General features: G+C 63.5%; 19 protein-coding genes. 13 read left to right on the forward strand and 6 right to left on the reverse strand.

Features of this window, described 5'->3' with window-relative positions; genetic code table 11:
• Positions 1-117 precede the first annotated feature (117 nt).
• The 7 genes from ACRCUN_RS05840 to ACRCUN_RS05870 all read left to right on the forward strand — a co-directional run bounded on the left by ACRCUN_RS05840 (position 118) and on the right by ACRCUN_RS05870 (position 7,239).
• A complete protein-coding gene (locus ACRCUN_RS05840) occupies positions 118-330 on the forward strand; it encodes a heavy-metal-associated domain-containing protein (protein WP_083407568.1) in 213 nt (70 codons plus the stop codon).
• The gene (locus tag ACRCUN_RS05845; protein ID WP_462140698.1) at positions 327-1,298 is read left to right on the forward strand and encodes a DUF8832 domain-containing protein; all 972 of its coding nucleotides are present in this window, start codon (positions 327-329) and stop codon (positions 1,296-1,298) included. The genes ACRCUN_RS05840 and ACRCUN_RS05845 overlap by 4 nt, the downstream gene beginning before the upstream one ends.
• A gap of 40 nt (positions 1,299-1,338) precedes the next feature.
• Positions 1,339-3,624 (forward strand): heavy metal translocating P-type ATPase, encoded by a 2,286-nt coding sequence (locus ACRCUN_RS05850; RefSeq protein ID WP_283615972.1) that lies wholly within the window; start codon positions 1,339-1,341, stop codon positions 3,622-3,624.
• 26 nt (positions 3,625-3,650) lie between these two features.
• Positions 3,651-3,929, forward strand: coding sequence for a YHS domain-containing protein (locus tag ACRCUN_RS05855; RefSeq protein WP_283615971.1), 279 nt, complete (start codon positions 3,651-3,653; stop codon positions 3,927-3,929).
• Between the two features lie 70 nt (positions 3,930-3,999).
• The gene (locus ACRCUN_RS05860; protein WP_011856766.1) at positions 4,000-4,329 is read left to right on the forward strand and encodes a metal-sensitive transcriptional regulator; all 330 of its coding nucleotides are present in this window, start codon (positions 4,000-4,002) and stop codon (positions 4,327-4,329) included.
• 55 nt (positions 4,330-4,384) lie between these two features.
• On the forward strand, positions 4,385-6,517 hold the full coding sequence (locus tag ACRCUN_RS05865; protein ID WP_348729167.1) for a heavy metal translocating P-type ATPase: 2,133 nt from the start codon (positions 4,385-4,387) through the stop codon (positions 6,515-6,517).
• 215 nt (positions 6,518-6,732) lie between these two features.
• Positions 6,733-7,239: a pyridoxamine 5'-phosphate oxidase family protein gene (locus ACRCUN_RS05870; RefSeq protein ID WP_283615968.1), complete on the forward strand. Its 507-nt coding sequence runs from the start codon at positions 6,733-6,735 to the stop codon at positions 7,237-7,239.
• A 34-nt stretch (positions 7,240-7,273) separates the two neighbouring features.
• On the opposite strand, the gene ACRCUN_RS05875 is transcribed toward ACRCUN_RS05870, so the two are convergent.
• From ACRCUN_RS05875 to ACRCUN_RS05885, 3 genes are all read right to left on the reverse strand, one after another.
• Complete coding sequence (locus ACRCUN_RS05875; RefSeq protein WP_283615967.1) at positions 7,274-8,158, reverse strand: hypothetical protein; 885 nt, start codon at positions 8,156-8,158, stop codon at positions 7,274-7,276.
• A gap of 205 nt (positions 8,159-8,363) precedes the next feature.
• Positions 8,364-10,763: a S8 family peptidase gene (locus ACRCUN_RS05880; protein WP_409503385.1), complete on the reverse strand. Its 2,400-nt coding sequence runs from the start codon at positions 10,761-10,763 to the stop codon at positions 8,364-8,366.
• Between the two features lie 173 nt (positions 10,764-10,936).
• Positions 10,937-11,899, reverse strand: a complete 963-nt coding sequence (locus tag ACRCUN_RS05885; protein WP_409503384.1) for an AAA family ATPase — start codon at positions 11,897-11,899, stop codon at positions 10,937-10,939.
• A 401-nt stretch (positions 11,900-12,300) separates the two neighbouring features.
• Between ACRCUN_RS05885 and ACRCUN_RS05890 the strand changes: the two genes are divergently transcribed.
• The 4 genes from ACRCUN_RS05890 (at position 12,301) to ACRCUN_RS05905 (ending at position 15,368) form a co-directional block, all read left to right on the forward strand.
• Positions 12,301-13,221, forward strand: a complete 921-nt coding sequence (locus ACRCUN_RS05890; protein WP_409503383.1) for a class I SAM-dependent methyltransferase — start codon at positions 12,301-12,303, stop codon at positions 13,219-13,221.
• Between the two features lie 166 nt (positions 13,222-13,387).
• Positions 13,388-14,260 carry a hypothetical protein gene (locus tag ACRCUN_RS05895; RefSeq protein WP_409503382.1) on the forward strand — a complete coding sequence of 291 codons (873 nt, stop codon included), beginning with the start codon at positions 13,388-13,390 and terminating at the stop codon, positions 14,258-14,260.
• Between the two features lie 290 nt (positions 14,261-14,550).
• Positions 14,551-14,847, forward strand: a complete 297-nt coding sequence (locus ACRCUN_RS05900; RefSeq protein WP_082753906.1) for a hypothetical protein — start codon at positions 14,551-14,553, stop codon at positions 14,845-14,847.
• Positions 14,848-14,849: 2 nt separating this feature from the next.
• Positions 14,850-15,368, forward strand: coding sequence for a hypothetical protein (locus ACRCUN_RS05905; RefSeq protein WP_409503381.1), 519 nt, complete (start codon positions 14,850-14,852; stop codon positions 15,366-15,368).
• Between the two features lie 185 nt (positions 15,369-15,553).
• Here ACRCUN_RS05905 and ACRCUN_RS05910 read toward each other — a convergent pair whose 3' ends face one another.
• On the reverse strand, positions 15,554-15,730 hold the full coding sequence (locus tag ACRCUN_RS05910; RefSeq protein WP_409503380.1) for a hypothetical protein: 177 nt from the start codon (positions 15,728-15,730) through the stop codon (positions 15,554-15,556).
• A gap of 1,053 nt (positions 15,731-16,783) precedes the next feature.
• Here ACRCUN_RS05910 and ACRCUN_RS05915 point away from each other — a divergent pair.
• Together ACRCUN_RS05915 and ACRCUN_RS05920 are read left to right on the forward strand one after the other, a co-directional pair.
• The gene (locus ACRCUN_RS05915; RefSeq protein ID WP_421876228.1) at positions 16,784-17,716 is read left to right on the forward strand and encodes an EspK C-terminal domain-containing protein; all 933 of its coding nucleotides are present in this window, start codon (positions 16,784-16,786) and stop codon (positions 17,714-17,716) included.
• Between the two features lie 898 nt (positions 17,717-18,614).
• Complete coding sequence (locus tag ACRCUN_RS05920; RefSeq protein WP_268787754.1) at positions 18,615-18,755, forward strand: hypothetical protein; 141 nt, start codon at positions 18,615-18,617, stop codon at positions 18,753-18,755.
• Between the two features lie 130 nt (positions 18,756-18,885).
• On the opposite strand, the gene ACRCUN_RS05925 is transcribed toward ACRCUN_RS05920, so the two are convergent.
• The gene (locus ACRCUN_RS05925; RefSeq protein ID WP_268787753.1) at positions 18,886-20,409 is read right to left on the reverse strand and encodes an AICE element replication initiation protein; all 1,524 of its coding nucleotides are present in this window, start codon (positions 20,407-20,409) and stop codon (positions 18,886-18,888) included.
• 187 nt (positions 20,410-20,596) lie between these two features.
• Positions 20,597-20,794 (reverse strand): helix-turn-helix transcriptional regulator, encoded by a 198-nt coding sequence (locus tag ACRCUN_RS05930; RefSeq protein ID WP_011856752.1) that lies wholly within the window; start codon positions 20,792-20,794, stop codon positions 20,597-20,599.
• Positions 20,795-20,861: the final 67 nt, after the last annotated feature.

Raw genomic sequence — 20,861 nt, forward strand, 5'->3', positions numbered from 1 at the left:
CGACACCACACCAGCGACCCCGGAAAGTAGTCCTTGAAGCATACCCCCAAGGGGTATATGCTCTTTACATATACCCGGTAGGGGTATCGACACCCGTCGAGGATAAGGAGATCGGTGATGAGCACGAGCACATACGCCGTCGCAGGGATGACTTGCGGACATTGCGAGCTCTCGGTGCGCGAAGAGGTCAGCGAGGTCGCCGGAGTTGAAGACGTCGAAGTTAGCGCCAAGACCGGCATCCTGATCGTGACGTCGAGCCGTCCCGTCGACGACGCGCAGATCCTCAACGCCGTCGACGAGGCCGGCTACTCGGCGGTGCGTGTCGCATGAACGCCGCGGGGCGATTGACAGCGTTTGGTGCCGGACTGGCAGTGGCGTTCACGGCTGCATACGTCACCGCCGCAGCGGTCGTCCCTGATACCGCGGCGACATCTCCCCAGACCCAAACTTCCGATGCTGCAGCGGATCACAGTGCGCCGCTGACCGAGCAGGCGTCGCCAGTCGTTCCCTTCGCCGATCCGCCGGGGTTGTCGTTGGCCGAACGCGGATATGTCCTGAGCCCGGTGCGGTCCCCCAGCGCACCCGACGATCGTGGAACGTTGAGCTTCACCATCGTCGACCCGGGCGGCACGCCGCTGCTGGACTACGCGACCGTGCACGACAAGCAGCTGCACCTCATCGTGGTCCGTTCCGACGGCCAGCACTTCGCCCATGTACACCCAAGGCTGGACGTGGCCACCGGCACGTGGTCAACGCCGTGGACGTGGAACGCCGCCGGCACCTACCGCGTGTTCGCCGACTTCCAACCCGCAGGGGCGGGCAGCGCCAAACTCACCCTCACCCGAACCGTGCAGGTGGCCGGCGCGTTCGTCCCGGCGGTGGCGAGTGCCACACGCACCGTGGATGAAATCGCCGGATACACCGTGAAACTGGACGGTGCACTCACCGCGGGCGTCTCCCACGAACTCACCGCGACAGTCACGCGCGACGGCCGGCCGGTGATGACCTTGCAGCCCTACCTGGGGGCTTACGGCCATCTCGTCGCCTTGCGTGAGGGAGACCTGGCGTATCTACATGTGCACCCTGAGGGGGCCGAGCCGGTACCGGGCGGCACCGGTGGGCCTGCGGTGTCGTTCGCGGCGACCGCACCCACTGCCGGGCGCTACCTGCTCTACCTCGACTTCAAAGTCCAGGACACCGTGCACACCGCCAGCTTCGTCGTCGACGCCGCACCCGGTGGCACCAACGAGCCCGCGCCAGAGCCGTCGCGTGACGCCGGCCATGCCGGCGGGCACTGAGCTATCCCGTCCGAATCAGAAACTGAAAGGCAGTGGCTTCATGACGACATCGACACCGGTGTCTGGCCCGAGTGTGGAACTCCGCATCGGGGGAATGACCTGCGCCTCCTGCGCCAACCGCATCGAGCGCAAGCTCAACAAGCTCGACGGCGTGGCCGCGACAGTCAATTACGCGACGGAAAAGGCCACCGTCACGGTGCCTGACGGATACGATCCGGCCCTGCTGATCGCCGAGGTGGAGAAGACGGGCTACACCGCCGCGCTCCCGACACCGCGCACGCCGATGCCCTCCGACGCATCCGGTGACACCCCGCACGCCGTGGACACCGCCGACCCCGAACTGGCGTCGCTGCGGCACCGCCTGAGGGCCTCGGCCGTCCTGACCGTGCCGGTCGTCGCGATGGCGATGATCCCGGCGCTGCAGTTCACGTACTGGCAGTGGGCGTCGCTCACGCTGGCTGCCCCCGTCGTCGTGTGGGCAGCATGGCCATTCCATCGGGCCGCCTGGGCCAACCTGCGACACGGCACCGCGACCATGGATACGCTCATTTCACTGGGCACCGTGTCGGCGTTCCTGTGGTCGCTGTATGCGCTGTTTCTGGGCAGTGCCGGCACGCCGGGTATGAAGCATCCCTTCGCGTTCACCCTGGCGCCGTCGCATGGCGCCGCCAACATCTACCTCGAAGTCGCCGCCGGCGTAACCACGTTCATCCTGGCCGGACGCTACTTCGAGAAGCGGTCCAAACGGCAGGCCGGAGCGGCACTACGAGCCCTGCTCGACCTAGGCGCCAAAGACGTATCCGTCCTGCGCGGCGGGACGGAAACCAAGATCGCCATCGAAGAACTCGTGGTTGGCGACGAGTTCGTCGTGCGCCCGGGGGAGAAGATCGCCACCGACGGCGTGGTGGTGTCCGGTTCCTCGGCTGTCGACGCCTCGATGCTGACCGGCGAAGCGGTACCCGTGGAAGTCGCTGCCGGCGACACCGTGGTCGGTGCCACCGTCAACGCCGGCGGTCGGCTGGTGGTGCAGGCCACTCGCGTCGGCTCGGACACCCAGCTCGCGCAGATGGCCCAGCTGGTCGAACGCGCCCAGACCGGCAAGGCCGAAGTGCAACGCCTGGCCGATCGCATTTCCGGCGTCTTCGTACCGATCGTCATCGCTATCGCCGTGATCACCCTCGGCGCCTGGCTGGGCGCGGGATTCTCAGTCGCCGCCGCGTTCACCGCAGCGGTCGCGGTCCTCGTCATCGCCTGCCCCTGCGCCCTCGGGCTGGCCACGCCCACCGCCCTGCTGGTGGGCACCGGTCGCGGCGCACAAATCGGCGTGCTGATCAAAGGTCCCGAGGTGCTCGAATCCACCCGCAAGGTTGACACCGTGGTGCTGGATAAGACCGGAACCGTCACCACCGGCAAAATGACGCTGGTCGATGTCATTACAGCGCCGGAAACCGAACGCGCGGAGCTGCTTCGACTGGCCGGCGCCCTGGAGAACGCCTCCGAGCACCCCATCGCCCAAGCCGTCGCCGCCGCGGCGGCCGAGGAACTCCAGGCCTTGCCCGTTCCGGAGGACTTCGCGAATGTCGAAGGTAAAGGCGTCCACGGCATCGTGGATGGACACGCCGTCATCGTTGGGCGCGAATCACTGCTGTCCGACTGGGCGCAACACCTCAGCCCGGATCTGTCCCACGCCAAGGCCCGCGCGCAAGCCCAGGGAAAGACCGTGGTAGCGGTCGGGTGGGACGGGCAGGCGCGCGGTGTACTCGTCATCGCTGACACCGTGAAATCGACGAGCGCACAGGCAATCTCGCAGATGCGTGACATTGGGCTGACCCCCGTGTTGCTCACCGGCGACAACGAAGCCGTCGCTCGACAGATCGCCGCCGAAGTCGGCATCGACGACGTCATCGCCGAAGTCATGCCCGAAGGCAAGGTTGACGTCATCGCACGCCTCCAAGCCGAAGGCAAGACGGTCGCCATGGTCGGCGACGGAGTCAACGACGCGCCCGCCCTCGCCCAAGCCGACCTCGGTCTGGCGATGGGCACCGGCACCGACGTCGCCATCGAGGCCTCCGACATCACCCTGGTGCGCGGTGATCTGCGCAGCGCCGTTGACGCGATCAGGCTGTCCCGCGAAACACTGTCGACGATCAAAACCAACCTGTTCTGGGCGTTCGCCTACAACGTCGCAGCGATCCCCGTCGCAGCACTGGGCATGCTCAATCCGATGCTGGCCGGAGCCGCAATGGCATTCTCCAGCGTCTTCGTGGTGGGCAACAGCCTGCGCCTGCGCCGCTTCAAAACCACTTCCGCCGACACCACCAGTTAAATCACCGCCACCTGTGAGGAGAACCAATGTCCGAGAATCAGAACCGCACGTCAGCCTGCTGCTGCAGCGGCGCAGCCGACAAAATCGATACCTCAGCCATCGACCCTACGGCGAGGAACCTGCTTGACCTCGGATCGCAGAACGAGACCACCTGCCCCGTGATGCCCGGCACGCCGGTGAACAAGACGATCGCCGAAGCAGCGGGACTATTCCGTGACTATCGCGGTCGGCGTTACTGGTTCTGCTGCAAGGGATGCGGACCACGCTTCGACCGCGACCCCGACAAGTATGCCTCCGCCGCATGACCGCGACCCTCGTCGCGCACTCCTCGCCGGGCACCCAAAGTTAGTCACCACCACGCACAAGGAAAGCGTCATGACCCACGCCGACAACACCAGGCACTGCCCCTCAACAGGCACCACCCACCACGGCTACATCACCGATAAAGACAAATACCTCAAGCGGTTGAAGCGCATCGAAGGCCAAGCCCGCGGCATCAGCAGAATGATCGAAGAGGAGCGGTACTGCATCGACATCCTGACCCAAACAGACGCGCTCACCAAAGCCCTCCAAGGCGTCGCGCTGGCACTGCTTGACGACCATCTTCGCCACTGCGTCCGTGACGCCGCCGCCACCGGCGGACCGGCCGCTGACGCCAAACTCACAGAAGCCTCTGAAGCCATCGCCCGCTTGGTGCGTTCCTAACACCCACATCATCAATGCGCGTCGACTGAAACGCGAAGTCCCCTAAGGAAAGAACATGACAAACCGCGATGACCACGGCGTAGCAACATCCCACCCTGGCGGGCACGCCCACCACCAATTCCCCAGCGCACACCCTGACACCCACCCACACGGCGAACACCACGGCCATGACAATCACACCGGCCACACTGGCCATAGCGGCCACGGCGGTGACCACGTGGCCCAATTCCGCAAGCTCTTCTGGATCAACCTGATCATCGCCATACCGGTCGTCGCGTTCTCAACCATGTTCGCGATGCTGCTCGGTTACGACGTCCCCGACTTCCCCGGCGCACGCTGGATCGCGCCCCTGCTCGGGACAGTGATGTACGTCGTCGGTGGCCGCCCCTTCCTCACCGGTGCGCTGAACGAGATCCGTTCCCGCAAACCAGGAATGATGCTCCTGATCGGACTGGCGATCACCGTCGCCTTTTTCGCGTCCTGGGGCGCGAGCTTGGGCCTGCTCCACCACGAGCTGGAATTCTGGTGGGAACTCGCCCTTCTCATCGTCATCATGCTGCTCGGCCACTGGGTAGAAATGCGCTCGCTGGCCCAGACCACCTCAGCGCTGGACTCACTGGCCGCACTACTTCCCGACGAAGCCGAGAAGATCGACGGCGACCGCACCGTCACCGTCTCGCCGACCGACCTGCACGTCGGCGATGTCGTTGTAGTCCGACCCGGCGGCAGCATCCCTGCCGACGGCAAGATCGTCGACGGACGCGCCGACATGGACGAGTCCATGGTGACCGGCGAATCCCGGCCCGTTACCCGCGGCGTTGGGGATCCCGTCACAGCCGGCACCGTCGCCACCGATTCCGGGCTTCGGGTCCAGATCACCGCCACCGGCGACGACACCGCCCTAGCAGGCATCCAACGCCTAGTCACCGAAGCACAGAATTCGTCCTCGCGTGCCCAGCGCCTTGCCGACAAGGCCGCCGGCTGGCTGTTCTGGTTCGCCCTGATCACCGCCGCGATCACCGCGGCGGCATGGACAATCGTCGGCAACCCCGATGCCTCGGTGGTACGAGCGATCACCGTGCTGGTCATCGCCTGCCCTCATGCGCTGGGCCTGGCGATACCACTGGTCGTGTCCATCGCCACCGAACGCGCCGCCAGAGGCGGCGTCTTGATCAAAGACCGGCTGGCCCTGGAAGGTATGCGCACTGTCGACGCCGTGCTGTTCGACAAGACCGGCACCCTGACGAAAGGCGAACCCACCGTCACCGCCGTCGAGGCGACCGGAGACGACGACGGCGACACCGTGCTCGCGCTCGCCGCCGCCGCCGAGACCGACAGTGAACACCCCCTGGCGCGGGCCATCGTGAAAGCCGCCGAGGATAGGGGATTAACCGTGCCGCGCGCCAGCGGCTTCTCGTCCTCTCCTGCCGTCGGTGTGACTGCGACGGTCGACGGGCACGAAATCCGAGTGGGCGGCCCCCGACTTCTCGAAGAAGTCGGCGCCCAGGAGGTCCCCGCGGCCACCGCGTGGCGCGGCGAAGGCGCCATCATTCTGCACGTCATCCGCGACGGAGAGGTGCTCGGCGGCCTGCGCTTGGCCGACGAGATCCGCCCCGAATCCCGCGAAGCCGTCGATGCGCTGCACAAGCTTGGCGTGCAAGTCGTCATGATCACCGGCGACGCCGAAGCCGTCGCCAATAGTGTCGGCCACGAACTGGGCATCGACCGGGTGTTCGCGGGGGTGCGCCCCGAAGACAAGGCGTCGAAAGTTGCTGCCCTGCAACACGAGGGCAAAAAGGTTGCCATGGTCGGCGATGGAGTCAACGATGCCCCCGCCTTGGCGCAGGCCGACGTCGGCATCGCCATCGGTGCCGGCACTGACGTCGCCATCGCTTCCGCCGGTGTCATCCTGGCCAGTTCCGACCCCCGCTCGGTGCTGTCGGTCATCGAGCTGTCCCGCGCCAGCTACCGCAAGATGAAACAGAATCTCTGGTGGGGCGCCGGGTACAACCTCATCTCTGTGCCCCTGGCTGCTGGTGTGCTGGCACCCATCGGCATCGTGCTGCCCATGTCGGTCGGCGCCATCCTCATGTCACTGTCAACGATCGTCGTAGCGCTCAACGCGCAACTTCTGCGCCGCCTCGATTTGGCGCCCGAGGCGAGCACCCGTGCCGTTCTCAACCGTTAGGGGACGGCCCACCATGTGGAGCATCCGGCGACCATGGGAAGTTCGAATCGCCGCTCCCCACCATGTGGAGCTTCGCACGAAGAAAGCAAATGCAGTCGCCGGTCGAATTCTCAATTATCCGTCGACCGCCGGTACCTTCGGATGCGCCGTAGACGGCGTGTAGCTGAGCGACAAGCCACCCAATCGGAGCCGGGGAAGCGGAGGAAGGAGCACCAGTGACCGACCTCGCCACTGTCGAAAATTCGATTCGACGACGGTCGTTCGGCACCCTGTCGACGCTCGATAGCAGCGGCAACCCCCACGCGACGGCCGTCACGTACGCAGCGGCCGGTGAAGGCACAAACCTGACGTTGTACATCACGACCCGGACTACGAACGTCAAGGTGGGAAACATCCGACGACGCCCACAGGTAGCCTTCGTCATTCCCGTGCCGCACCGCTTTCTCCCCATGATGCCGCCGGCAGCTGTCCAGTTTGCGGGGTCGGCCGAAATACTGAACCACGAAAACGCTGACGCGCGAGGGGCATTCCACGCGGGCTGGTTCCTCCGTCGCATTCTCGCCGCCGAGGAGCGCATCGTCTCTCAGCGTGCTGAGCTGTGCTTCATCGCGGTCCGGCCGAGGCGATGGTTATCCACCTACGGCATCGGAATGTCGGCCCTCGACATCGTGCGTCATCCGGGCGACGCCATCGGGCGGGCAGACCTGACGGGCGGAAACTAGCCGTCAGGCCGTGAATTGGCCACCCAGGCGTAGGTCAATGCACATGGTCGTGGTCTTGGTGGTCGTCTAGCGGCGTCGCCGTTGGAAGCGGCTCGCTGATGGGCACGGGCGTAGACTGCTCAGGCGCGCCGCCAGAGCCAGCGCCGGGCGCAGGAGCTTCGGCTGGGCGCACGGCAGGCGGGGGAGACGTCGGCTCCGGATCGTGGCTGTGATAGTCGTCGACGTGTTCTGCACCGGTTCCGTGATCATCGGAGGCGGGCTCCCCAGCGGGCGCTGCAGGGGATGGTTCAGGATGGCTGTGATGGTCGTCAGTCTGCTCTGCACCAGGTCCGTGGTGATGAGCCCCTGCTTCAGCGCCGGCTGGGGCGTGGTGGCCGTGCCGTAGACCAGAGGCAGCGCCCACTGTGGACGCCAACGTGACGATCCCAATCGCGCCCAGGAGCACCATGGCACTGCCGAAGGCGGGCACCGATTCTCCTTGAAGGCCGCGGTGCCAGACCCAGCCAGCGCCCATGACGACATAGATCTGAAGCAGCAACGCGCATAGATCCGCGGCTTGGATCAGTTCGGCTTGACCGGCGTGGGGCCCAAGCGGCGCTCCCGCGGTTCTCGACACGGACCAAAGCGCAATAACGGCAAGGTTGACCATGATGCCGAGAGCTAGCACCGGGGTGGTGGTACGGGTGAGTACTAGCCGCGCCCACAACAGTTGGAACAGCGCGATGCCAGCGAAAAACAGGCCCGCTGGCATCCATTCCTGCCAGTGCGTGGGAACGACGGCGAAATGGATGACAGAAGCGCCTAGTGAGGCGAGCGCGGCAAGCCGAGCCGCTAACCGGCTGTCGGTCTTCTTCGCTGTCCTAGGCGCCACCGAACCAGGATGACAGCGCCACCCTCGACACTGGCGGCATGAGGCCACATCTCAATACGAACGAGATTCATTCGTCATCAACTACTGCCGTCCTACGTAGATGGCTCGATGCGACCCTTCGTCTGCGCGTCTCAACCACCGCCGTTCGGCGATAACCAACACCGGCTTCTCTTGAGACCTCGCCGATGCGGCAGTAGCGCACGTCGCTGTTCGCGTCCGGAAACGGCTCAGAGTGTCGCCGGGACTACGCGTGTCACCGTGTCCTGGTGCGCAGTCGTATTTGCAGTTGTTGACGAACGTCCTGGTGGATATCAGCACGAATGGTTGGGGCAACTTCAAGTGTCGCCGCCAGTCCGTAGCGAATTGGTGCCGCCAGGCGTCCTACGTCGACGCGACAGTCGACGTTGATCTCCAGCGCATCGCTGGCAGTGAACACGACGGCCCGCTGACCTTCAAGAATCTCGTGTTGAACCGTACCGTTGCGGGACACGCGCGCTTCAGCTTCCAGGCGCTCGACTCCCAGTGGCTGACGCGGCGGCTCGAAAGATAAACGGGCCATACGATGTCGGCGCGTCGCTGTGTTGACCGGGGAAAGCCAGGCCAGGGTTATCGTCAGCCGTCGCCAGTCGGTCGTCGCAGCCAGGCTGGCCGGCAGAGGCAGTGCAAATGTCTGGCGTTGGTCGGCTGTGATGGACCCGGCGCCGAGGAGGAGAACTCTGTTGGTCGCGGCTGTGACGATCCGTTCGGCGTCGATGGCGCCGTAGCCAAGTAGCTGAGAGATGTCACGACGGTTGAGATCGGCGCCGCCGCCTATGGTGCGGGTCAGCCCCTCGCGCATGGCGCCCCAGGATGCGGCGTGAACAAGCAAAGCCTTGGCAAGCACAGGATGGTATTCGGCGGTGGCGAACGGTGGTTCGCCGTCGGCGGACTGTAGGGCTTCAAGCACATCGAAGATGTGGTCGGCGGTGCGCGTCGCGAGGGCGGTGGCATTGCTGGTTCCGTGCAGATAGGCCGTTCCGTTGAGCGCGCCGCCGTGTCCGGGTGCGGCGACGCGCATACCGGGGCCGGTGATCGTTGTTTCCGCCGGATACAAGGTCGTGGTTCCTTCGGCCGAAGTCGGACGCTGGTGCAGACTTCGACCGCCGGGCAGCAGTATTTCCGGTTTTACCGAGTTGCGGTGGCCGAAACCCACGGGACTGTAGAGCGCGGGCATTCCCGCGTCGGCGGTGTCGAGCACCGTGTCGCTGGTTGGGGTGGTCGCGGCGTCTGCATGCAGGGCTCCCACGGAGATGACGTTCACTGCCTCAGCGGGGGAGAGGAGTCGTCGACGGCGCGCCTGCGCGTACATGGCGGTGCCCACCGCGCGCCGTAGTTCGGATACATCGAGCAGCGCTGCTGCGGGGATGTCGGCGTCAATGGGATGGTTGCCCGCGCTGACCAGGATGAGCACGTTGTACGTGTGGGCGAGCCAGTCCAACAATTTCGCTAGGGGGCTGATACGGCGCACGAACATCTGGATGGGGTCGCCGATGGAAAAGTTGACGATTCTCACGCTGGGAGCCGCAGGATCGTGTTGGCCGTGTCGCTCGAACAGGCGTCGAAAGGCTTCGTGGATGAGGTCGACTAATAGCCGGTCCCTCAGCACGGTTTCGCCTTGGCCACTGAATGGGTGTGGCTGCATGATCGGCCGCACGTACACGCGGCGCTGTGTTGGTCTGCCGGGAGCGTTGAGGTCGCCGTGGCAAATCAGCGACGCCATGGCGGTGCCGTGCTGCATCTGTGATGCGGTATAGGACGCAGCGATCTGGTCAGGATCGTCGATGATCAGTCGTTCGGAGAGGGCGATGTGACCGGCCATCGGCAGGCCATCGAGCAGGGCGATCCGTGGACGTCGGTCGGTGGGCTTCACCGAAAACACTTCGGGTTCAACAGGTTCGTCGGAGGGCGCTGCTGACGGAATGGTCATCGGCCGTGCCGGGGACACATACATGATGGTGTCGGTAGTCAACAGTGCGATCGCGTCGGGCCCGCGATCAAGGACCGCTTCGACCTGACTGTAGGGGATATCAGCGAGAATGGCGTGATAGCCGATGCCGGTGAGTGTCGATTGAGTGATGACTTGGCCGCCGGCTGCGGTGATGAGTTCCCGTACAGTCGTTTCGGCAACCGCCCGGCGGGCGGCATCGCGGCGGAACCACAGCTCGACTTCGACGCGGGCCGTGGTGGCTGACTGTCCCACGACGGCGACGTCTTCGCGCCAGCGCTCCAGCAGACCAGTCTCACGGACCCGATCTTGGGGTCCCCAGCGCCTCACCTCGCGCAACAGCGAAAAGACATCGCGTAAGGGAGCTAACCCGAAAGGCATTGCTGCATCGCGGTTCTCCTGCCATCGCGCGAAGAGGGTGAGGAGCTCAACGACGGCCTGGCTGTTCGACATCACAACATAGAGACTGTCGGTCACGGCATCGTCGCTCGGTTCGCCATCGCGTACGGCGTGGAAGTCGTCGTCGGCGGCGAACTCGTCGCCATCAACTTCGAGGAGGAACTCCAGGCCGGGCACACGGCCTGCGGCTCGCGCGAACTCGGCTACGGGCGCGGCGAGGTCGAAGACCACCACAAGCTCGGGATCGGCTTCACTGGTGTCACCGTCCACGTCGACGCGCCCAGCCTGCAAAGCCTCTTGGAGAGCGGCGAACTGTGGTGCTAGCCGCTGCCCTTGCCGGGCCGGTTCCGGTCCGGCGATGCGAGTCCCAGGAAAGCGGGGCGCGCCGGTAGGTATAGGCCCGGTCACCGGGGCGCCGAACGACAGCGGTGGACGCGGAGAGGTCACATCTCCCTCATGGCGTTGCGCTGCTTGAGCCGTTCGCGCACCACATCCTCGACACGGCCATCGGGTAGCGACAACACATAGCGCCGCATGACATCCAGCGCGAACTCCTCAATGTCGGCGTAGCTGGCGCCGGCAAGCTTGTCGGCGAGGGTGCGCGGCGCCATACCGAGGTTCCCGCCGAGCCGCATACGCAGCTGCTCGAGAAAAGCCGTGGCCTGTATGCGCGACGGGGGAGGCAGCGTTAACCGCACCTGAAAGCGGCGCCATGCCGCGCGGTCGAGCAGTTCGCCATGGTTGGTCGCGCAGACGGCGACGACGTGGGAGGGCAAGCGATCGATCTGTAGGAGCAACGTCGAAACGACGCGCTTGATTTCGCCGGTTTCGTGCGCGTCGGAGCGCTCCTTTGCGATGGTGTCGAACTCGTCGAAAAAGAGCACGCAGCGCCGAGTCCTTGCGAACTCGAAAACGTGATCGATTCGACTCGTTGTCTCTCCAAGAAAGCTAGATACAACTCCCTCGTAACGCACGGCGTAGAACGGCACCATCAACTCTGCTGCCAACGCTTCAGCAAGCGAGGTTTTACCGTTACCAGGCGGACCTTCCAAAAGGATGCGGTTACGCGGTTCCAGGCCGTGGCTGCGGAGAAGCTCGCTACGGTGATGCTCCTCGATGGTCTCGGTCACCGCCGCCGTGACGGCCGGCGCCAGATGCACCTCTGACAATCGCCGCTTAGGCACAATTTCGGTGACCAGATCAGCGACCTGGCGGGCGGTGTCATCACGGGCGAGCAGGCTGCGAGCACCGGCAGTGGTGATCAATTCAGACAGACGATCAGCCACAAGATGGTGCTGATTATTGCGCTCCTCGGCGATGATCGCCTCCACCAGCATGCGAAAGCGGGCGACGTCGCCACGCTGCTGCGCCTCGACCAGATCAATCACCAGGTCAGACCTCGCCATGGCCCCCTCCTTGCACAATGCCGCTCGCTCGATCATTGCAGATGCGCTCACCACCGCGGGTGCAGCGCCGCACAATGTCGTGCCCCCTAGCAGCGCCAACAGCCTCCAGATAGCTGTCCGAGGATTCCTTGCCCGCTCGGCCACCGGCCGCGCGCTGGCTGGCCCGCAAGCTGCCCGCAGGTGTCTCTGGAGGCGCAGTGGTGTGCCGCTAGCGATCGTCGGCGCCGGTTGCTAGCTGACTGGTGTGGACGCGACACCCGTTCCAATCGGCGGGATGATCATCGAGTCTTAGAGTGCGGCGACTGGTGCGGGGTCGGTCCGGCGTCGAAGGCGGCGATGTCCAGGGAAGGCCGGTTACTGTCAGCCCAACCGGAAACAAGTCCTTGACCGGAGGTATCGACGTGGCAGTGCGAGGCGAGCGATTCCTGGCAGCAGCGCTGGCAGCAGCGGGAAGGCGGCGATTCCGGAACCGGATCGCCGGGCAAGCCGCCCGCTACTGGTCTGCGCCCACAGGATCGGCCTGGGAAGCGAACTCACACTGGCGCAACGGAATCGGCGATCAAGCCTGGCTAGAGGTTGGTGACGACCACTGGAAGATCTATGAAACCTTCGCCCGAGCCCTTAATTCGCTCAGCCCGAACACGGTGATGGAGTGGGGCGCCGGCGGCGGGGCCAACGCCGTGGCTTTCGCCACCCATGCGCAGCGCTTCATCGCCGCCGACATCTCCCAAGAAAACCTCGACGAATGCGTCCGACAAGTCCGCGCAACGTGCACGACACCCGTCGAGACACGGCGCATCGACCTCGCCTGCCCCGAACAAGCCACCGTCGGATTGGCGGGCAGCTGCGATGTCTTCCTGTGTCTATACGTGATCGAGCTAACGACGGGCGCGAACGCGGTACGGGCCATCCTTAAAATCGCCCGCACCGTGTTGGCCCCCGGAGGCATGGCGCTGGTCCAAATCAAGTACCACACCAGCGATCGTCGGACCCGCGGCTTCGCCGGGATAGCCTACGACCGAAACCTCGCATCGACCACCACCTTCACCATCGAAGGGTTTTGGAACCTGGCGGCAGAGTGCGGCCTCACCCCACGGTTAATCACCTTGGTGCCGGAAAACCGTCTCGACAGCCGCTACGCCTACTACGCCCTCACAAATCCAGCCGCCGTGCAACCCGCGCCGCCTGACGAGCACCTGCTCGACGTCAAGTACACAGAGTTCGCCGCCACGTTCAACGCTGACGTCGCCGACGCAGAGAGGCGCGCGGCGCGCGGCAACTACATAAGCCGCCGTGAGGGCGAAACAACCGTCGACGACTGACGGTTAATCGGCTTGCCGCTGACTGGTGTATTAACCGACTCTCCCTGCGTAGACGGCGCGGTGGCATCGTAGGCAGTTCGGAGATTCCGAGCAGCCAGCCCTAGTTGCTCGCGAATGTGGCTGTGGTGGTGGACGATAGCGCGCGGCCCGTCCTACGTTTGCGTCTATGAGCGGAAGTGAGAAGTTGCGGGCGCGCAAGCGTGCGGTGGAAGCGCAGCGCAGGGCGAACGAGAAACGCGCGAACCTTGAACGTGCCAACGTAGACGATGCCGCCTCGGTTCGTGTGCTGCTCCAGCGGCTGCGCGCCGTTGACGCTTGGGAGAGTGTGCGCCTCGATCAAGTGAATGAAAACGTGCGCATGGACGCAGCCCGCAAGCGTGTGAGTCACTTCGTCAACCTGCAAACGGTTACCGGGCGGATGAGGGACCGCGGTCAGACGATCGCGTCGATCGCTACTCTTGCGGAGGTCGAGGTTCGCGACCTCCAAAATGTCCTTCGCAGAGCGCGTGCTGACGAGGGCGGCGCGCAGCGTGCAACGGAGTCTCGAAACGCCGCGGCTCTAAGCGCAAACGGCGCAAGTTTGGTGAGCCATAGCGCAGTTGGCGTTGACCATCATCAACCGATCGCAGCGGACAACTACCCGACATCCGATCCGAATCGGTGCGTCCGTTGCGATGCGGTCATGCTGGATCCCGAAGTCACTTCCCGGCGAGGGCGTCCGCGTCGCTATTGCTCTGACACGTGCCGCAGAGACGCCTCGGCGGCGCGTACAGCAGCACAGCGGCACGGAGAACCGATTCGCATCGTCGAGGTTCCTCGTGCTGCCGTCCGAAGTGCATCGAGTACACAGCAACACGGCGCCACCGCTCCGGTAATTCGTTCCGCATGCGACGCGGTAGAATTCGCGCTCCAAAACGCGGATGCCATGAAGATACTATTGTCGAGTGTGGCTGAGCGGGCACGGCGTAAAGAGCTGGACCGCAGCACATTTGAGGCCGCCCGAGAACTCGCCAAAGTGGTCTATCCAAATAGGGGTTAACGCCGCATACCCTGGCTCGGCGCTACCCCGTCAGATGCGAAGCATGTCGTGTTCCGCCTTCACTTGATGAGGCATGGCTGGCCATGCAAACAGGCGCCGGCGTCAATCCCAGCGTGACTGATCCTGACATATGAGAGTTCGGTTGGAATCAAACGTTTTGGACATGACGCGGCTGCCAGTGTCCTGTTTGCGTGAAATTGCAGATCAGCCTACTGAACTGGGATTATCCGCTGAACAAATGTGTGCTCAACTGTGGCGAACTGTCTGTGCGAAGCGGTACTTTATGAGTCATGGAGCGTCTAGATCTGCAGCCGGCGCCCGCATGGGGCGGAATTGCGGCAGCTGCCGTGGCCGGTTCAGACGCCGCGTCTGTTGAACCGGCCGGTCCAATCGCTAGCGGCAGACTGTCCATCATCGACGCCGCAGCCGGCCTCGCAGACTTCACTTCTGTCGCTGCCCAGCAGGGTCACGCGGCGGGGCTTCTTCTGCGTGTTGAAGCGTTGAGCACTGCAGCGGCCGCAGCAGTTAATTCCCTTGTTGTCGTTGATGAACTGAACGCGACACAGCTTCAATCCGTGGTGGAGTGACTGTGAGCAAGCTGGCGTTCTACCTCGCGGTCGTTAGCACCGTCGTTGCCATCATGTCACTCGCTGTGAGTCTCAATATCTTCCCACGTGGGCAGACTGAACACGCGATAAGGCCGTCGACCTCGTCCACGTCTGCTGCGGAGCCCTCAGAAAAGCACGACGCAGCAATTGAGGCGTGTGTTGGCCTGAGGAACTTCAAGAGCGGTGTTGGGATTGCGCGTGGCGCCTTCATCGATCGCGTCGACCGGGCCAATGACTGGGAATCATCACAAAGCCTGGGGGTGCAGGGCTACTACTTCGGCGCGGTGGGTGCGGAGTTGAACTATATGGCCACCCGGCTAGGTCCAGGCGTACCACGAGAAATTGTTGATGCGCTCGCTGGTGTCCGGCGGTCGATCGTGGCTGTGGTCGACGCAGATTTGCGCCGTGAACCCGCCTCCGTTTCCAACGACATGGTTGATCAGTACTCGAGTGCCCTGCGGGCCGCTGAAAGTGCCTGCGAAGCAACGGGGGTCGGCTAATGGCCGCTTCACCACCCGCTCGTAGCTATTCACGCTTCATCGTGGCGCCCGATGTATGGCCGGTCACCCGCGAGCAATCTGAAGGGCGGGCTGCTGCTCAACGTCGTCTGGCGATGGCGACTGCGGCTGCAGTAGATGCTCATCGGATCGCCTTGCACGGCTTGCAGGTTGTCGGTGTGGCGCAGTCAAATGGCTTCGAAGCAATGCACGCTGCCTACAGGCGTATTCAGGTTCGGGCCGACGATAAGGCCGACGCGGATATGGCTGCCGCTGATCTGATGCAGAGTGTTGCGGCGATCCAGATGAGTGCTGAGCTGATGATTGACACGATTGATGCTGAGGCACATCAACAACTGGTACACGTGCCGAGCAGAAGTCCCACCGCTATCAACATCATTACCAGTGCTGCCGCGCGGGCGCGAGGAATCGCAGTAGGGGCCGCCGATGAGATCCGCGCTTTAACTGTGCAATTCGTCCAGGGGTTTACGCCTCTGCCGGAGGGACCCCCGAATGGCGATCCGTTTAGTACCGGCGATGACGATCGGTCGACCGATAAGCGATCCGACGAATCGCCTGAGCGTCCACCCGAGGCAGCAGTGGAGACCGGTGATACGCAGCCCCGTCTTTCGGTGCCAGACCCGTCTGATGCCGAATCCAGGTCTGGTAACACTGCGCCGCGAGTCAGCACCGGGCCTACCCCTGGTCCTTCATCGCTGTCACCGCACCCCCCGGCGCAGAGCGCCAGTCCTGCGTCCGTAGCCGCGGTTGGTGACATCGGAAGCAGTGGGGTAGGCCTCGCCGGACCAGGACGTTCCTCATCCATAGGCTCGTTGGCCGCGTTCGGAAGTTCGGCATCGCCGCTACCGGGAGCGGGCACTGGAGGAATGTCGCAGTCGGGTTTGGTACGACCGGCAGTATCTGCATCGCCGTCTCCTGCTGTCGCGCTGCAAGGGGTCATGCCTGCAAGTGGTCCTGCGCCGCTGTCATCGGTCACCGGCGCTCAGACGACTAGCTTTCCTGCTGTCATAGCCACTGCGACGCCGGCGCAGCCGACGGCATCTCCGAGTGGAATCTGGCATTCGTTAATAGGAGCGACCACGGGTGCCGTGCCAGCGTCTATTGCCGGGCCACAGGTAGTGTCGAGTACTAATCCCTATCCAGCGGTTTCAGCACCCTTGCTGCCCCCGGGGCCGCTGGGTCCGCCGCCTTCAGTTCCGGCCGCAATTCCACCGGCCGCCGGTGCTGTCCCATTGATTGGCGGCGCTCACACCTCAATGGCGCCTGCCGCCGCATCGGTCGCGACGGCAGCGTTGACAACTCCCGCCGCGACGCTGCCGTCCCGGGTAGCGGCCGCGGCGGCCCGGGACTTGGAACGGCGGCGCAACGAGTCGAGCGATCTACAGACGGTTAAATGGTTGGCGTGGGAACTGTTGTACGCCACCGAATCCTGCCGAACCTTCGCACTGTGGGCCGTCGGCCTGATGTATTCAGCGGCTGGCGATCGGCATGTTGTGGCGCTGACACATCACGGTGCGGGTTACGTCCCCGCGGGGATTGTGGTCCCTAAGGGCGTGCGGATGCTCTGGTCTGACCAAGCTATTGGAGAGGGCTTTCGTAGCCGATGGATCGGAAATCTCGATCCGGCTGCGACACTGATCGCCTTCGCAGAAGTCAAGGCCGCGGAGCCGGCTGGCTGGCGCTTAGCCGCTGCAGCGACCACCTGGTCTGACGTAACAGCGCTCATGACTGCCGCGCAACGCTGGGGCACTGAGTGGGCCACCTGCTCCGGTATGTCCATGCCCGCCTCAATCGGAAAACGGGACGCTATCGCCAACGCGAATACTCCGCACCGATTGGAGCGGGAGTACCCCGACCTTTTCGAACGAGTATCGCAACTTCGTGCCAGAGGGCTTACCCAGCGAGCCGCCAAACTGGTCACGGAAGCAATCGTTTCCGACGCGCGCCTTGCGATCGTCGCCGACGGTGGCCCCCGAATTCCGCCGAACTTCGACTCGGTATGGCCGGCTGCAGCAGACGGCAGAGTAGATGCTTCGGACCGCGCCCGTTTCGCCGAAGCGGTTCAGCAGCAATGGTTCAGCATTGGAATGGTGCAGCCGGGTTGGGAAGATGAACGCACTGACACCGTCTGTGCAGAGTACAGGGGGCAATGGCTTATTTGCCGGGCGCTTGAGGTGGTCCTGGGGTGGCTAGCTGACGACAACTGCGGGGCAATGCAGGCGGACCTGCCGCTGGAAGACATGATCTACGCCGCAGCACATGCCTACCTCGACAGTCGGGGAACCGGCTGGATCACTGCAATTTTCGACGCTGCAGGCGGTTCATCCTGATAATGGATTCGCTGCCTCATGAGGTAAATGGTGAAGCTTGGCGCGCCGAGCTCGCGCGGCAGCATACGTATCTGGCGAACGTTGTCGATCAAGCATGTGCCTGGACGCGCGAGTTCCACGTTCAAACTGAGGTTGAGCTGTGCGGCAACTACACCTCAATAAAGAGTTATCCCCTGCTGGACTACGCCAACAGGCTGAGACAGCTCAGCTCAGCACTAAAAAGAGTGTGCGCAATTGCTTCGCTACAGCCTCCGCCGCCGACCTGGGACCGCACGACCCTGCATGCGCCCCCGGCTATAGCGGTGCCCGGGCGAGACCCAGATTGGCGACGGGCCGATTACTCGGAAGGCGGTCGGTACCTGCTGATGCTTCAGCCCACTTCGCCACACGGATACCCGGCTACCGCTCGGGAACAGTGGAGCGCTGCCCTTCGCCTTGCGAGCCCAAGCGTCATCGAACGCGAAATCGGTGTGCCGCAACTAGTTGCGTACGGTTGGATGGCTCGATCGGAGTTCGACAAAGCATATCGGGTGGTGCACAGAGCGTTTCTCGACAGTGCGGCCGCCACGTTTGGTCGTGCGTGGGCTGCCGGATCTTCCGAGGATGGAACTCGTTCAATGACCGTGCTGGTGAGTTGGATGAAGGCACTGACCGACCATGGGTGCTCCTTGGGTGATTGTGATTCCGTGCTTCGCGACATCGAGGTCGTAGACCCGCAAGCTGTCGCGGATTGCAGAGCAGTCCAGGAAGTTTGGTGCCCTCCCACGCCCTGACCTGCTCCGCCGGCTGATACTAGGCCGACGCAAATGCGAGAGTGGCGCCTGCGGCAGTCTTTGGCCTCACGGTGCTTCACTGCTCTCGGGCATGTAACCGGTGACCTCATACTCTTGGACCAATCGTGAAGATCATTGCAATGCAGGACCTCCTAGAGAACTTCGACGAAGTGCTCTTGAGCGTCGAAGTAGGGAATTCATTCGAAATCCGGGCGGAGGATGGTCACGCCATCGCCCTGCTGCTGCCGATTCAGGATGAGCTCTAGGACCCAGCCGACCCACCGAGGCGAGCTGCCACTCGTCGACGCTTCGCCGGCGTTGACGCATCATCGAACCGGATGAAACGGTATGCGATCAACTATCTGGGCACCTGATTCCCTGCACCACAGCGCACGGTCACGACGCTGCCGCCGTGCGACCCTCGCCAGCCTTCGCGTCGGCATTCAAAGCTTTCTGCTGACTCCGGTCGAAGTTCGCGTTCTCGCTGGTCTGTGTAAGCGAGAGACGCGAGGGTTGCGAGGCTCGCTGAGCCACAACATCTTTGTACGGCGGATAGATTGTCCACAGCAGTACGTTCCTGCGGTTGCGCGCGCCATCATCTTCGATCACCCATCCGAGGTTGCGTAGAGCGGGTGCGTGCCTACGCAGCAGCCCAGAAACGTCGCGACCGTTCTTCGGCCAGTCCCTCGGTCGTTGCCAGTCGTCGTTGACCGGTGTGAGCAGCATCAGCAAATCACTGCCGGATTGACCAACAGCAGGTTCTAATGTCCGCGAGCGAAGCTGTTCGATAAACGGGTCGACGGACAAACTGTCCTCAGACAACTGATTGGCGCGCGACATGTACCGGCGTACGCCATTAGTCGACAAGATCTCGTCCACGGCCGCCAGCGTGCGACAGAAGTCCGCCATCCTGGGCGAGTCCTCAACTTTGATGGTCTCCAACCGATGGTGAACGGAGGCAGCCAAGTCAAGTAGTCCGCCAAAAATACCTGGTAGAGCTGTTTCCCACCGCTGTCGCATCTCGGCCTCTGACTGTCGCATTCTGGGGTCGATGCGTCGCAGCTCGACTATCGCTAGCCGCTCTGCCAGATCGGGTCGGATGGCGCCGACGTCGATTCCGTTAATAATCACGCATCGACGAAACTTGATGACAGCCAGATCGGCATCGGTGTATAGAGACCGTTTCACCATGGCGTCGCCTGTCGCAGCGCGGCATAACGAGTCCGACAGCCACGGCGGGATGGCCGACAGGTTGTCCAGAGCAACGACCCACGATCCAGACGCGGCAACCGCCCATGAGTCCGCGTCCCGCGGCGCCTGACGAAAGGGGGCGGGCGAAGGATCGATGAGTTCGACCAAGCTCCGTGTCGATGTCGTTTTAGCGCTACCTTGCTCGCCAAACAGGGCTAGTACCGGATGCGGGACGTCGCACTGAACCAAAGCAGCTACTAGGAACGCGAGAAGAACTGGGCGGTCCTCAACGGCGACATTGACGAACTCCCAGAGCTTCGTCACATCCCCGCGGGAGCTTGGTGCCGGCATCGCCCCCGTCAGCTTCGTATTTCGGAGGAACCGCACCGGCGCAGTGGGAGCCATCGACCACCTTCCGTCGCAGACTTTGATTACTTGACCGTTTGGATCTCCGGTGTCGATGTAGATCGTTCCGTGGTGGTCGGCAACGCGTAGGTTCAACTTGTCGGGTGCCTGCGTGGCCGCCAGACCTTCCAAAATCAGTGTGGCGTCGGTAAGTGCTTGGCCCCCGGCGACCGCACCGGTCTCGGTGAAGTAGCGAGCGGCGAGATCTGCCCGTAGGCCAGCCCTCCCACCACGCAGGAGTATCGCGAGGTGGGGTCGACTGCGTTCGGCGCCAAATGGTTCGCCGTCCTTGGAGACTCCGAGAACATAGCGTTCCCGGGCCATATCGACTAAGCGTGCCGCGACTGACTTCTTGTCCCCTTCCCCCCTGCCGCTCAAGGGGTTTCCTGCCCGTGGTGCTGTCGCTTATGGGCATGCTGCGCTAGTCTCATGAGGAACTTCCGTGTGGCGTGATCGGGTGGTTCGAACGAAGGCCTCGGCTAGTCCCCGAGGTCTTTTTCGTGCGCAGGCACTAAGCGGCGTCGCCGCCTCCGCGGCGGGTTGCGCTCTCTCGCTCCGATATCCAGCGCAATACCTCGGCCCTCCGATAAACGACTCGGCGTCCCAAGGTGAAACTCGCCGGCCCAATATTCGAATGCCGCCAGTACCTCAGCGTTCCCATCGGAACTCCAGTAATGTCCGAAACTTCCTTCGCTCCCAGCAAATCCATCAAATTCCTCCTCAGCTATGGTCGGTTCGCCTGAGCCAACAGTGACTGGTTACATGACGGTCTGTCC

This window comes from Mycobacterium venezuelense, from assembly GCF_054919535.1.